Annotated in this window: 13 protein-coding genes, 1 other RNA gene and 3 pseudogenes; 11 read left to right on the forward strand and 6 right to left on the reverse strand. The window is 72.4% G+C overall.

Annotation, left to right across the window (positions count from 1 at the left end; genetic code table 11):
- Positions 1 to 32 precede the first annotated feature (32 nt).
- From cobC to WBK50_RS12595, 5 genes and pseudogenes are all read left to right on the forward strand, one after another.
- Positions 33 to 1,154, forward strand: coding sequence for an Rv2231c family pyridoxal phosphate-dependent protein CobC (gene cobC / locus WBK50_RS12575; protein WP_341335777.1), 1,122 nt, complete (start codon positions 33 to 35; stop codon positions 1,152 to 1,154).
- Positions 1,151 to 1,540 (forward strand): annotated as a pseudogene (locus WBK50_RS12580) (Nif3-like dinuclear metal center hexameric protein); the annotation flags it as partial. The gene cobC and the pseudogene WBK50_RS12580, both read left to right, overlap by 4 nt.
- A gap of 62 nt (positions 1,541 to 1,602) precedes the next feature.
- On the forward strand, positions 1,603 to 2,328 hold the full coding sequence (locus WBK50_RS12585) for a Nif3-like dinuclear metal center hexameric protein (RefSeq protein WP_341335778.1): 726 nt from the start codon (positions 1,603 to 1,605) through the stop codon (positions 2,326 to 2,328).
- 140 nt (positions 2,329 to 2,468) lie between these two features.
- The gene (locus tag WBK50_RS12590; protein ID WP_445942352.1) at positions 2,469 to 3,098 is read left to right on the forward strand and encodes a zinc ribbon domain-containing protein; all 630 of its coding nucleotides are present in this window, start codon (positions 2,469 to 2,471) and stop codon (positions 3,096 to 3,098) included.
- 2 nt (positions 3,099 to 3,100) lie between these two features.
- Positions 3,101 to 4,155, forward strand: a pseudogene (locus tag WBK50_RS12595) (histidine phosphatase family protein).
- Positions 4,156 to 4,228: 73 nt separating this feature from the next.
- Here the strand turns inward: WBK50_RS12595 and WBK50_RS12600 are convergent.
- Together WBK50_RS12600 and WBK50_RS12605 are read right to left on the reverse strand one after the other, a co-directional pair.
- Complete coding sequence (locus WBK50_RS12600) at positions 4,229 to 5,461, reverse strand: SLC13 family permease (RefSeq protein ID WP_341335780.1); 1,233 nt, start codon at positions 5,459 to 5,461, stop codon at positions 4,229 to 4,231.
- Positions 5,461 to 6,222, reverse strand: a complete 762-nt coding sequence (locus WBK50_RS12605; RefSeq protein ID WP_341335781.1) for a sulfite exporter TauE/SafE family protein — start codon at positions 6,220 to 6,222, stop codon at positions 5,461 to 5,463. Before WBK50_RS12605 ends, WBK50_RS12600 begins: the two co-directional genes overlap by 1 nt.
- Positions 6,223 to 6,311: 89 nt before the next feature.
- Between WBK50_RS12605 and rnpB the strand changes: the two genes are divergently transcribed.
- Positions 6,312 to 6,743, forward strand: an RNA gene (rnpB, locus tag WBK50_RS12610) — RNase P RNA component class A.
- A 218-nt stretch (positions 6,744 to 6,961) separates the two neighbouring features.
- The gene (locus tag WBK50_RS12615) at positions 6,962 to 7,750 is read left to right on the forward strand and encodes a DUF5995 family protein (RefSeq protein ID WP_341335782.1); all 789 of its coding nucleotides are present in this window, start codon (positions 6,962 to 6,964) and stop codon (positions 7,748 to 7,750) included.
- A gap of 4 nt (positions 7,751 to 7,754) precedes the next feature.
- Here WBK50_RS12615 and WBK50_RS12620 read toward each other — a convergent pair whose 3' ends face one another.
- Entirely contained in the window at positions 7,755 to 8,219 is a 465-nt protein-coding gene (locus tag WBK50_RS12620) for a MarR family winged helix-turn-helix transcriptional regulator (protein ID WP_341335783.1), read from the reverse strand.
- 21 nt (positions 8,220 to 8,240) lie between these two features.
- Here WBK50_RS12620 and WBK50_RS12625 point away from each other — a divergent pair, with 21 nt between their 5' ends.
- Positions 8,241 to 8,585, forward strand: a complete 345-nt coding sequence (locus tag WBK50_RS12625) for a pirin-like C-terminal cupin domain-containing protein (RefSeq protein ID WP_341335784.1) — start codon at positions 8,241 to 8,243, stop codon at positions 8,583 to 8,585.
- Entirely contained in the window at positions 8,539 to 9,099 is a 561-nt protein-coding gene (locus WBK50_RS12630) for an NADPH-dependent FMN reductase (RefSeq protein WP_341335785.1), read from the forward strand. The genes WBK50_RS12625 and WBK50_RS12630 overlap by 47 nt, the downstream gene beginning before the upstream one ends.
- Before the next feature lie 201 nt (positions 9,100 to 9,300).
- Here WBK50_RS12630 and WBK50_RS12635 read toward each other — a convergent pair whose 3' ends face one another.
- Positions 9,301 to 10,518 carry a hypothetical protein gene (locus WBK50_RS12635; RefSeq protein ID WP_341335786.1) on the reverse strand — a complete coding sequence of 406 codons (1,218 nt, stop codon included), beginning with the start codon at positions 10,516 to 10,518 and terminating at the stop codon, positions 9,301 to 9,303.
- 472 nt (positions 10,519 to 10,990) lie between these two features.
- Here WBK50_RS12635 and WBK50_RS12640 point away from each other — a divergent pair, with 472 nt between their 5' ends.
- A complete protein-coding gene (locus tag WBK50_RS12640) occupies positions 10,991 to 11,218 on the forward strand; it encodes a hypothetical protein (protein ID WP_341335787.1) in 228 nt (75 codons plus the stop codon).
- A gap of 53 nt (positions 11,219 to 11,271) precedes the next feature.
- Here the strand turns inward: WBK50_RS12640 and WBK50_RS35090 are convergent.
- Positions 11,272 to 11,502: pseudogene (locus WBK50_RS35090) on the reverse strand (NAD(P)-binding domain-containing protein); the annotation flags it as partial.
- A gap of 193 nt (positions 11,503 to 11,695) precedes the next feature.
- Positions 11,696 to 12,151, reverse strand: coding sequence for a VOC family protein (locus WBK50_RS12645; protein ID WP_341335788.1), 456 nt, complete (start codon positions 12,149 to 12,151; stop codon positions 11,696 to 11,698).
- Positions 12,152 to 12,545: 394 nt separating this feature from the next.
- On the opposite strand from WBK50_RS12645, the gene WBK50_RS12650 reads away from it, so the two are divergent.
- A complete protein-coding gene (locus tag WBK50_RS12650) occupies positions 12,546 to 12,722 on the forward strand; it encodes a hypothetical protein (protein ID WP_341335789.1) in 177 nt (58 codons plus the stop codon).
- Positions 12,723 to 13,062 lie beyond the last annotated feature (340 nt).

Genomic DNA, 13,062 nt, shown 5'->3' on the forward strand with positions numbered 1-13,062 from the left:
ACATGCACCCTGCCACCGTAGGGTGCTCGACCATGGACGGAGATCCGGAGACCGCCGAGGAGATCGAGAACACGGCGGTCGACGCCGGGTGGGCCACGTCCCGTCCCGTCCCGGACCCGCTCCGTCACCACGGGGACGTGGAGGTCGGTGCTGCCCTCCTGGACTTCGCCGTGAACGTGCAGGGGACGGCGCCCCCGGCCTGGCTGCGGGCCCGGCTCGTCGCGGCGCTGGACGACCTGGCCCGCTACCCGTCGGCCGCCCACGATGCCCGGGCCCGGGCGGCCGCGGCCGCCCGGCACGGCCGGGAGCCGGCCGAGGTCCTGGTCCTGGCGGGCAGCGCGGAGGGGTTCGCGCTGCTCCCGGCCCTGCGGCCGCGGCGCCCGGTCGTCGTGCACCCGGGGTTCACCGAGCCGGAGGCCGCGCTGCGGGACGCCGGGCTGGACGTCACCCGGGTGTTCACCGACCCCACGGACGGGCACCGGCTGGACCCGGGGGCCGTCCCCGAGGACGCCGACCTGGTCGTGATCGGGAACCCGACCAACCCCACCGGGGTGCTGCACCCCGCCGCGGACCTGCGGTCGCTGGCCCGGCCCGGCCGGGTGCTCGTCGTCGACGAGGCGTTCCAGGACGCGATCCCAGGGGAACCGGAGAGCCTCGCCGGGGCCCGGGACGTGCCGGGCCTGCTGGTGTTCCGCTCCCTGACGAAGACGTGGGCGCTGGCCGGGCTGCGCGCCGGGTACGCGCTGGGGGAGCCGGGGCTGCTGGCACGGCTCGCCGCCCCGCGCCCGCACTGGCCGGTCGGGACGCTCGGGCTGGAGGCGGTGATCGCCTGCTCGGAGCCCCCGGCGGTGGCCGAGGCGTCGCGGGCCGCGGAGCTCCTCGTCGGCCTCCGGCGGACACAGGCGGCGGCGCTCGGCGCGATCCCGGGGGTCACCGTGCTGCCCGGCCGGGCGCCCTACCTGCTGGTCCGGCTGCCCACCGGCACCGGCGAGCGGGTCCGCAGGTCGCTGCGGGACGACGGGATCGCCGTGCGCCGCGGGGACACGTTCCCCGGGCTGGGGCCGGACCACGTCCGGATCGCGGTCCGGGACCCGGCGCAGGTGGCGAGCCTGGTCCGGGCCCTCGGACGGGCGCTGGTAGGAGTAGCGGTATGACTGGCGCGACGCTCGGTGACGTCACCGCGGCCCTGGAGGCCGCCTACCCGCCCGCGCTCGCCCAGGAGTGGGACGCCGTCGGCCTGGTGTGCGGTGATCCCGCCGAGCCGGTGAGCCGCGTCCTCCTCGCCGTCGACGCCGTCGCCGAGACCGTCGACGAGGCCCTCGACACGGGCGCCCAGCTGCTGGTCACGCACCATCCGCTGCTGCTGCGCGGCGTCCACGGCGTCGGCGCGGACACCCCCAAGGGGGCCCTGCTGCACCGGCTGATCCGCGGCGGCGTCGGCCTGTTCACCGCCCACACCAACGCGGACTCCGCCGATCCGGGGGTGTCGGACGCGCTGGCCGCGGCGCTCGGCCTGGTCGTCGAGGCCCCGCTGCAGCCCGCCCCGTCCCGCCGCTGGACAAGATCGTCGCGTTCGTCCCGGTCGGCCCGGCGATCACCGCCGTGCACCAGGCCCTCTCGGCGGCGGGTGCCGGCAGCATCGGGAACTACAGTCACTGCTCCTTCGCCTCGGCCGGGACCGGCCAGTTCCTCCCGCTCGCCGGCGCCGATCCGACGATCGGGCAGGTCGGCAAGCTGGAGCGGGTGGCCGAGACCCGGCTGGAGATGGTGTTGCCGCGCGGGAAGCGGCGCGCGGTCATCGAGGCGTTGCGGGCGGCGCACCCCTACGAGGAGCCGGCGTTCGACGTGTTCGAGCTGGCGGAGCTGCCGTCGTCGCTCGGGCTGGGCCGCGTCGGCGCGCTGCCGGAGGCCCAACCGCTCGCGGCCTTCACCGAGCGGGTGGCCGCCGCGCTGCCGGAGACGGCCTGGGGCGTGCGGGCGGCGGGGGACCCGGAGCGGACGGTGCAGCGCGTCGCGGTGTGCGGCGGGGCCGGGGACTCGGCGCTCGCCTCGGCGGTCGCGGCGGGCGTCGACGTCTACGTGACCGCGGACCTGCGGCATCATCCGGCGTCGGAGCACCTGCTGGCGGGAAGCCTGCCGGACCGGCCCACCCCGGCGCTCGTCGACGTCGCCCACTGGGCGTCGGAGTGGCCGTGGTGCGAGCAGGCGGCGGGCGTCGTGCGCGCGGCGCTGGGGGGTAGCGTCGACGTCCACGTGTCCCGGCTCCGGACGGATCCCTGGACCCTGGGCACGACGAGCTCGAGCACCACCGGAAGGACGCCTGCGTGATCACCTCTCGTCGAACGGCACGGAGGACTTCGTGAAGGCCACCCCCGCCGCGCAACAGCGGCTCCTGGACCTGGCGGCGGCCGACGCGGAGCTTCTCCCGGCTCGCCCACCGGCGCCGGACGCTGCCCGAACACGCCGAGCTGACCGAGGCCGAGGCCCAGGTCCGGGCGGGCAAGGACAAGCTCGTCGAGACCGAGACGGCCGCGGGTGACCTGGACCGGGACATCCGCCGGATCGAGCGGGACGTCGAGGGCGTGCGGGCGCGCACGGAGAAGGACAGGTCCCTGCTCGCGGGCTCCGGGATCGGGGCCAAGCAGGCCACGGACCTGCAGCACGAGCTGGACACCCTCGCGCGCAGGCAGGGGGTGCTCGAGGACGAGCAGCTCGAGATCATGGAGCAGCGCGAGGCGCTGGGGATGGACCTGGACCACGCGCGCCGCGTCCTGGCCGAGGCCGAGCAGCGGCAGACCGAGGTGACGGAGCGGCGGGACACCGCCATCGCGGACATCGACGCCGCGGAGGCGGGCCGCCGCCGGGACCGCGACGCGATCGTCGCCGGCCTGCCCGAGGACCTGGTCGTGGCCTACCACCAACGCGTGGACCAGGGCAAGGTCGGCGCCGGGCTGCTGCGCGAGCGTCGCTGCGGGGCCTGCCGCCTGGAGCTGGACCGGACGTTCCTGGGGCGCCTGCGGACCGCGGAGAAGGACGACGTCGTCCACTGCGAGGAGTGCGGGGCGATCCTGGTGCGGACGTCCGAGTCGGGTCTGTGAAGGTGATCGTCGAGGCGGACGGCGGTTCGCGCGGGAACCCCGGCAACGCGGGGTACGGCGCCGTCGTGCTGGACCCGGCCACCGACGAGGTGCTCGCCGAGCGGTCCGCCGGACTGGGCGTCACGACGAACAACGTCGCCGAGTACGCCGGGCTGATCGCCGGTCTCCGGGCGGCGATCGAGCTCGGCGCAGACGAGGTGGAGGTCCGGATGGACTCCAAGCTCGTCGTCGAGCAGATGTCCGGTCGCTGGCAGGTCAAGCACCCGATGCTGCGCCCGCTCGCCGCCGAGGCCGCGTCGTCGGCGCGGGAGCTGCGCAGGGTGACGTACGAGTGGTTCCCGCGGGCCCGCAACGCGCGGGCCGACGCGTTGGCGAACCGCGCGATGAACGCCCAGGCCGCCCTGTGACGGCCTCCGCATCCGCGGCGTGGACGGGGCAGACGGGCAGGCCGACCCGGATGGTCCTGCTCCGCCACGGCCAGACCGCGCTGTCGGTCGACCGGCGCTACTCCGGCCTCGGCGACCCCGAGCTCGCCGAGCTCGGGCGGGCCCAGGCCGCGGCCGCCGCGCTGCGGCTGGCCGGGATGGAGGGGATCACCGCGGTCCTGACGTCGCCGCTGCGCCGCGCCCGGCAGACCGCCGCGGCCGTCGCCGAGGCGGCGGGGGTCCCGCTCCAGGTCAGGGACGGCCTGATCGAGACGGACTTCGGGGACTGGGAGGGCCTGACGTTCCTGGAGGCCCGCGAGCGGGATCCGGAGCTGCACAGCCGTTGGCTCGGCGCCACGGACGTCGCGCCGCCGAACGGCGAGAGCTTCGACGCCGCCGGCGCGCGGGTCAGGGCCGAGCGCGCCAAGATCACCGCGGAGTACCCCGGTGCGACGGTCGTCGTGGTCAGCCACGTGACGCCGATCAAGCTGATCCTGCAGGAGGCGCTGGCCGCGGGATCCTCGATCCTCCACCGGCTGCACCTGGACCTCGCGTCGATCGGGATCGCGGACTTCTACCCGGACGGCGGAACCTCGGTCCGGCTGGTCAACGACACCTCCCACCTGGCCTGACGGGCCCGCGGCCCTGTCGTGAGGGGAAGGCGTTGCCGGGCGACGACTTGCGCGCACGAGGGGCGACGCCACCTCACACCGAGATCCACAGCGCGGCGGTCGCCGCGACCAGCGCGAGCGGGACGGTCAGCGCGCCCAGGGCGGTGAACTGCGCCAACCGGGGCGGAGCGGCGCGCTCGGTCAGCACCTGCCGCCACAGCAGGGTCGCGAGCGAGCCGACGTAGGTGAGGTTCGGCCCGATGTTCACCCCGATGAGCACCGCGAGCACCAGTGCGGGCTGCGGGGCCGGGCCGAGCGCGGCCAGCAGGACCAGCGCAGCGGGGAGGTTGTTGACCAGGTTCGCCAGCACGGCCGCGATCCCCGCGACGGCCAGCAGCCCGGCGAACGTCGCCTCCCCGGGCAGCAGCGCGGCGAGCCCCGCGGACAACCCGTTCGCGCTGACCGCGGCCACCACCACACCGAGGGCGAGCACGAAGACGCAGAACAGGGGAGCGACGCCGTGGACCACCCCGGCCGGTGTCGTCTCCCGCCGCGCCAGCGCCCGGGCCGCCAGCACCACGGCACCCGTCGCTGCGACCCACACCGGCTCCACCCCGAGCGGCGACGAGACCCCGAACCCGACGAGCGTCAGCGCGAGCACGGCCAGCGCGAACCGCGGCGGCTGGACGGTCTCGTCCCGGACGTCCGTCTCGGGTTCCCGCCGCAGGTCCGCCCGGAAGAACAGGCGCAGCACCAGGTACTCGACGGCGAGCGCGGCGAGCCACGGCAGCGCCATCAGCCCGGCGAAGCCGAGGAACGACAGCCCGGACGCGCTCAGGACCAGCAGGTTCGTCAGGTTGGAGATCGGCAGCAGCAGGGACCCGGAGTTGGCGAGGTGCGCGCAGACGTAGGCGTGCGGGCGGGTGGGCAGCCGCAACCGCGTGGTCGTCGCGAGCACGACCGGGGTGAGCAGGACGACCGTGGCGTCGAGGCTGAGCACCACGGTCGTCGCGGTGGCCGCGGTGAAGACGAGCCCGAAGAGGCGGTCCGGACGCCCGCGCGACGCCCGGGCGAGCCGGGTGCCGAGCCACCGGAAGACTCCCTCGGCGTCGGCCAGCCGGCCGAGCAGCAGGATCGCGGCCAGGAACCCGACGGTCGGACCGAGCTCGCCGACCTCCGCCAGCGCGTCCCGCCACGGCAACACCCCCAGCCCGACGACGAGCAGCGCGGCCGGCACCGCGGCCGCGGCCTCGGGCAGCCCCTTCGGCCGGACGGTCGCGACGACGAGGACGACCGCGAGCAGCGCGATCGCGACCGCCAGGTGCATCAGGAGACGATCAGGTAGAGGCCGACCGCGATCCCCAGCAACACGACCGCCCAGCGCAGCACGTTCTCCGGCAGCCTCCTCGCGAGCTTCGCACCGAGGAAGCCGCCGACCAGTGTCGTGGGGGCCAGGATCGCGACCGCCTTCCACTCGACGGGTGCGTCGATCGCGAAGATCACGACCGTCACCGTGGCCACGACCAGCGACAGCAGGCCCTTGAGCGCGTTGAGGCGGACGAGCTTGTCGTTGGCCAGCAGGGACAGCGTCGAGACCAGGATGACGCCCAGGGCGCCGCCGAAGTAGCCGCCGTAGACCGCGGCCAGGAACACCGAGGGCAGCAGCCAGCGCAGCCGGTCCGGCGCCTCCGGCTCCGGGTTGCCGATCCGCTTCTTCAGCCACGGGCCGACCGCCATCATGATGCTGGCCAGGATGACCAGGACGGGCACGACGGCGTCGAACACCGATCCGGGCAGGACCAGCAGTAGTGCACACCCGACCGCGGACCCGACGGCGGCGACCGCGGAGGTCAGCAGGATCCGCCGCCGCTGGCCCCGCAGCTCCGTGCGCGCCCCGGCCACGATCCCCACGTAGCCGGGCCACTGCGCGACCGAGTTCGTGACGTTCGCCGACAGCGGCGGCAACCCGACCGCCAGCAGCGCCGGGAACACCAGCAGCGAGCCGCCGCCGGCGACGGCGTTGACCGCGCCCGCGACCAGCCCCGCGGCGATCAGGAACACCAGCTGCCACGGCGACGCCTCGATCACGCGGGAACCGTAACCCGCCGGGCGCCGGGAACGCGGGGCGAAGGCCCGTGCGCCCGCCCCCCGGGGCCACCGCTAGAATTCCTGCTGGACGAGTCGGCCGGGCGGCCGCGTCGGTGCCCCGTCGAGCGATCGACGGGATCCACCGCCGAGGAAAGTCCGGACTCCATACGGCAGGGTGGTTGTCAACGGCAACCCGGGGCGACCCGCGGGACAGTGCCACAGAGAACAGACCGCCCCGTGCGCGAGCACGGGGTAAGGGTGAAACGGTGGTGTAAGAGACCACCAGCACCCCGGGTGACCGGGGTGGCTCGGTAAACCCCACCCGGAGCAAGGCCAAAAGGCGTCCGCCGCTGCCGGCAACGGCAGCACGGACGCTGCGCAGGCGTTCGAGGGCTGCCCGCCCGAGCCTGCGGGTAGGCCGCTGGAGCCTGCCGGCGACGGCAGGCCTAGATGGATGGTCGCCGAACGGTGCGTCGCAAGGCGCCCGGGAACAGAATCCGGCTTACAGGCCGACTCGTCCACCTCACCCACGTAGAGCTCCCGGGGCCGTATAGGCCCGCTCGACGAGGACAGTGGCTGGTGATGTCCGAAGGCCGGCGATCGGGTGGTCCGCTCAGCTGCGAGCCGGGCTGAACGACCGGCGCCACCATTGACGCGGAGATCCGGGCCGGCGGTCCGTATCGCCGGGCCGCCGTCCGTGCTCTCCTCTCCAGGCGGGGTGACGAGGGGAGCGCGGACGGTGACAGGGAATCGGACGGGCCTGCGGAGCCTGCGTGAGTTCTGCACGGAGGTCACGTCGATCAAGGAGGTGGTCGCGGCCCTGAGCGGCATCAGGGACGCGTCCGCCGCCGACATCGTGCGGCCCGAGGTGGACGGGATCTCCGCCTTCTCGCGCCTCTACACGATCATCACGCAGAACGTGCTCGACACCGTGGAGGGCCGGAAGCCGGCACGGTCCTTCCGGGACCCCGAGTTCCTCACCCTCCTCGACCTGGAGTTCGCCAGGCGGTACCTGAACGCGATCCACGCCTGGGAGACCGACCCGACGACCGCTCCGCGTTCCTGGCGGGTGCTGTTCGACCGGCGGCGCACCGCGGGCATCCGGCACGTCAACTTCGCCGCGGCCGGGGTGAACGCGCACGTCAACTTCGACCTGACCTACGCCCTCCTCGAGACCTGGAAGACGTTCCCGCCGAACCGCGATCGGCGCCGCGACTACGACGCTGTCAACGACATCTTCGCCGAGGAGATGGACGAGCTGCGGGAGAGCTTCGAGGCGTTCCTCACCGAGGCGGTCGAGGACGGCAGCCCGGTCGACAAGCTGGGCAACCTGCTCTCCGACATCCTGGTGACCCGGACCCGGGCCGCCGCGTGGTGGGCGGCGAAGTGGGTGTGGCGGCACTACGACCCGCTCGATCACCTCGGGGGTCGTAAGTACCAGAAGGCCTACGACCGCATGCACCGCCGGCAGGACCGGGTGGCGCACGCCCTCGGCTGGGCGGTTCTGAAGGCGCCGGCCATCCCCTGACACCTCACACCTCGTCGTCGGGGAGCCCGTCGAGCAGGCGCTCGAAGACATCGCCGAGGGTGGCGAGCTCGTCCTCCGACAGGACGTCGAAGAAGTACCGACGAACCGCCTGCACGTGCTTGGGTGCGGCGGCGACGATGGCCGCCCGACCGGCCTCGGTGAGCCGCACCATCGATCCTCGGGCGTCCTCGGCGCAGTCCTCGCGGACGAGCAGACCGCGAGTCTCCATCCGGCGGACCTGGTGGGAGATCCGGCTGCGTTCCCAGCCGACCATCAACCCGAGGTCGCGCGCACGCAGCGCGCCGCCCGGCGTCTCGGACAGCGGCACCAGCAGCCGGTAGTCCGCCCCTGAGAGCCCGGCGTCGCGCACCAGCCGGCGCGCCAGCACCGCCTGCAACCTGCGCTGCAGCGCGAGATAGGCCTGCCAGACGTGCGCCTCCCGCTCGTCGAGCCACTGAGGTTCGTCCACGAGGACGCATCGTAGCCGACGATGTTGACGCGTCATCAAATAGACGTATTGTGGACGCATCAACAGATGGAGTTGATCGTCATGCGGGCTAGCGCCGCCGAGGCGGAACCGCTCGATGTGCTGCTGCTGGGCGGACTGCCGATCCGCGAGCCCGTCGCGCACTACGGCCCGTTCGTGATGAACACCCGCGCGGAGATCATCCAGGCTGTCGAGGACCACCAGGGCGGACGGCTGGGTGCGCCGGCACGACGTACGGACCATCGCCACCGCCCGCCCCGGCGGAATTCAGGAGAAGTTCTCGACCAGCCCAAGGAACGTCATGACCCGGATCGCGATCATCCTCGGCAGCACTCGCCCCGGACGTAATGGGGAGGCCGTCGCCCGCTGGGTGTTCGACATCGCCAAGCAGCGTAGCGACGCCGACTACGAGCTCGTCGACATCGCGGACTATCACCTTCCCCACCTCGACGAGGCGGCACCGCCGTCGATGGGGCAGTACACCAAGCCGCACACCCTGGCGTGGGCGGAGAAGATCGCCTCTTTCGACGGCTACGTCTTCGTCACCCCGGAGTACAACCACTCCACCTCCGGTGCGCTGAAGAACGCCATCGACTTCCTCTACGCCGAGTGGAACAACAAGGCCGCCGGCTTCGTCAGCTACGGCAGCGCCGGCGGCACCCGCGCCGTCGAGCACCTGCGGCTGGTCATGGCCGAGCTTCAGGTCGCCACCGTCCGCGCCCAGGTCGCGCTGTCGCTGTTCACCGACTTCACCAACTTCAACCAGTTCACCCCCGGCCCGTACCAGGCCGACGCGGTCGGGGTCGTGTTCGACCAGGTCGTGGCCTGGAGCACGGCGCTGGCCGGTCTGCGCGCCCGCTGACCCGAGCTCCTGCACCCCCGGCCGACCTCGCCTGTCAAGGGGAAGGCGAGGCCGGCCATCCGTGCCTACCTGACGCCGACGAACAGGCGTCAGAGCTGGTCAGAAGGGACCGCGGCTGTCGGACAGAGCGGGGCCCGGGCGACCCGACCGAGGCGGTGCAGGGGCGGTTCTGAAGACCTGACGGCTCCCGACGGCGACACGTCATGGACCGGTCTGGACCGGTCGCCCGTCAATCGGGAGCATGCCGGGCGCGGTCGGAAGGTGCCCGGGCCGCATCCGGGTGCCCGAAGGCCTTGCCGTCGCCCCGGGGAGCGGCAGCGGGTTTCCCTCCTTGTCGGTCGGCCGGCGGTCCCTGGGCCGGCTGGGCGGAAGCTGTGGCGTCCGCAGGCGCCGGCCTCCCGACCAAAGCGCGGGCGGGGCGTCGGTGAGCTCGGCGAGGGCGATGGCCACCCGTTCGTAGTTGACCCGCCAGCCCTGGAAGTCGGGCCATGCCTCGGCCGCGCTCCGCTCGACCGGGAACCCGCTGGACCGGATGTAGGCGACGGCGTCCGCGAACTCCTCCCGGCTCAGCTGCAGCGGGTCATCAGGCTTCGGGTCGTCGTCGACGGGGATGCGCAGGGTGCCCGCGATCTCCCGAAGACAGCGGTAGCCCATCCGCAGGCACAGCCGGGCCTCGCTCGGCGCCCGGCCGGGGGCGAGCGCCAGGTACAGCGCTGCGGAGTCCATGACGGAGAGCAGCCCGATCACCCAGGATCGCAGCGGACGCGGCGAGCGGAAGTAGACCAGCACCGGGTAGTTGGTGTGGCTCTCCGCCACGTCGGCGGCGAAGTTCTCCCACTGCGCGTACAGGCCGGCGAGACTGTCGATGATGCCGACGAGCTGGTGGCGCACCAGCACCTCCGGCCCCCAGCTGGGCACCCCGGCCCGGCTGGCCAGCACCGTCACGAGCGTCTCGCGCCGGTTGTAGGAGGAGTACAGGGCGGGCAGATAGCCGATCTGCAGTGCGACGACGATCAGCCCGGACGCGGCGGCGGCGATGGTGATCCCCAACTGGTCGGTGGTGGGGGTCGCGAATCCGAGGGTGAACAGCGACGAGCCGGCATCGCGCAGGGCCACCGCCACGTCGGCGCCGGCCGCGCTGAACAGCAGCGAGAATCCGACCAGGAACAACAGCAACCAACCCAGCAACAGGCCGAGCAACGTCACCGGAGCGCGGGCGGCGAGCACGGCGTCGATCCGGCCGTAGTCCCGGCTCAGCGAGGCAAACAGCACGAACGGCGTGCGCATGCCGCGGAAGAGCGCCCTCGTGATCATCGTGGTCTTGCCGCGCGGCACCACCAGGGTGACCAGAACGCTCCACCAGGTGGCCAGGACCAGTAGGCCGCCCGCGAGCGCTTCCGCGATACGCACAACGAGCACACCACCATCCTGCGCGGCCGCCGGCAGTGATCGCCGGGGGGACGAATCCGCACCGCCCCGCACCGTGAACGACACGTACGCGGCTCAGTTCAGCCGCGTCTGACGGTGGGCCCGTCCCGTACGCGGAAGGGGCCACCGCCCCCGCCCGCATCTTCCGCCGTTCTGGGTCGAGCGAGCGACGTGTCCGAGACTCTCTCCCGGCCGCCCGCGTCGAGGTGTCGCATCGCGTCCGCGGGGTACCCGGACGGGGTCTCGCGCGGCGTAGCTGTCCGCACGCGTCGCGCGGTTGTTGTTCGTCCGCTCCTCGGTCGCAGGCCGGCCGCGGGGTCGGCCGGGCACGGCTGGGGCCCGGCGTGAGTCGGGCTCCAGTTCGCCCGGTCGCCGCGACCTCGACGAGGCCGATCGGGCCCTGGAGTGGCTAGCCTGGCGGCCGCTCACCTCCGTCTCGTAAAGAAGGCAGGGTGCGTTGCGCATGCCGACCATCGAAGGACCATCGACGAAGGAGATTGCAATGAACGATGTTGGAACCGTCGCGGACCGTGAGGTCCGGGACTTCGGAGGTGTGCGGATTGGATTTGCGACGCCGGCGGACGAGATCTTCAACGATTCCCGGATCCGTATCGGCCGGGTGAATTCGGACGGTATGGCGATCGACCACGCCGGTGTTCGGATCGGTATCGCCCGCCCCCACGGCGCCTGAGAACCGGAGCCGAGGCCGAGTGTCACGGTGCGGACAAGTGACTCGGCGCTCTCTTCTATGACGCCCTTCAGTACGACAAGCCGCAGCGCGAAGACGGCGGCATCGGCGCCCTGTAACGCGTCGCGGTTCTCGACGGCGACGACCGCCGCTCGACCTATCTCTTCAGCCAGCGTTCGCGCCGACTCATGGTCGGCGCTCGAGAGCCGCAGGGTCTCGCCGTCTGAGGCGAGCTGGCGGGCGATGATCGATCCGACCCCTCCAGTGCCGATGATCGCAGTCGTCATGACCGGAACCTCCCCGTGCACACCGTGCCGGTAGGGTCAGGTAATGAGCGATCTACGAGCACACCGCCTGGTCTGATGTGAGAACACAGGGGATGACCGTCTCGTTGGTAGCCATTCCTGGAATGTCTGGTAGGGAGCTCCGTGTCTGGGGCTCCACCCTCGATGTAAAGTATTTCGCCGGTGATCTCGGCATTCACTCGGGTTCCCCGGCGGGCGGACTCGATGGCCAGTGAGCGGGTGACCAGTCCCCCTCTGGGTCGGTCGTCTGCCCCACTTCGATCAGATGACCGTCGGGGTCGCGGATATAGCAACGGATCTCGTACTGGTGCTGTTTAGGCGGCGTCAGGAACTGAGCACCCCTGGCGCTCCATTCGGCGTACACGGCCTGGATGTCTTTGACCCGGAGATTGAGGAAGCTGCTGACCCGGTCGGGATTGCGCGGCGTCTCCAGGGTGACCGATGGCTTATCGTCGGTCGGACCGCCGCCGACGTTGATGATGATCCAGCTGTTGGCCAGTGCGACGTAGGTCACGTCTCCGGAAAAAACCACCCTGCCGCCCAGTACTTCGGTGTAGAAGCGGCGAGAACGCTCGACATCGTCTGAAACGATGAAGTGTGCCAGAACCAATTCCTGGTCGATGCCGCTCATAAATGGCCTCCTTTGTTGAAGCGGATTCGATAGTCGAGCCGGGCACCATGCACCGTACGCTGCCTTGGCCTTCTTCGGCAGCTCCGCCATGGAGCCGGAGAAATTCGCCAGCTTTCAGCAAAGGCAGGCATGTTCACTCCAGAATCGATCTGAGCTTGTTCGCCCCGATACCTGATACGAGCCAACGAGGCGGAGTCCGTGTAGGGCCAGAGGTCCCGTACCCGCCGAATCGCAGGGTTACTACTGCAGCGCGGCCACCGCGGCCCGGCGGGCCTGTGTCGCGGCCGCCCGGGCGCAGGCGGCGCGGTGTCGGGCTGGGCTGCGCGCCGGCGAGGACCGGTATCCGGCGGGGGAGTGGGCGGCCCGGGAGCGGGAGGCCCTGGACGCGCTGCGGGTGCTGGCCGGGTTCCTCGAGCTGCACGCCGCCGACCCGATCGCCCAGGCCATCACCACCCACCTCACCCCGCCCGCTGCGGTCACCGCGGAGCCCGGGGCCGTGCGCGAGGACCGCGGGCGGGCGGGGCAGGATCCGCCGCGATGCCGCAAGGTGGCGCTCAGGGACGCGACCTGATCGCGGAGCTCCCCGGCCTGGGCCGCGGCGGCGTCGGCGAGTTCCTAGCGCCGCGGCCTCGTCGAGGACCACCGCACCGAGCTGGCCGCCCGTGACACCGCGCTGGCCGCGCTGCACACGTGTGGCCGCTGCTGACCGGTGGCTGCCATACCGCCACCGACCGCCGCGATCACCGGCGCGGGATGAGAGATCACCACCTGTCGGCGGCTGCGGTTCCCGGACAACAGGTTCACCCAGCCCGCATGTCCCTGGCTCGGCCCGGCTGCCCTGAGCCGGGGCCGCCCGGCTGAGCTGGCCTCACGGCGGAGCGGGGTGGACGGGTGTCCCGTGCCCGCTCCCG

This window comes from Pseudonocardia sp. T1-2H (assembly GCF_038039215.1).
Taxonomy (GTDB): domain Bacteria; phylum Actinomycetota; class Actinomycetes; order Mycobacteriales; family Pseudonocardiaceae; genus Pseudonocardia.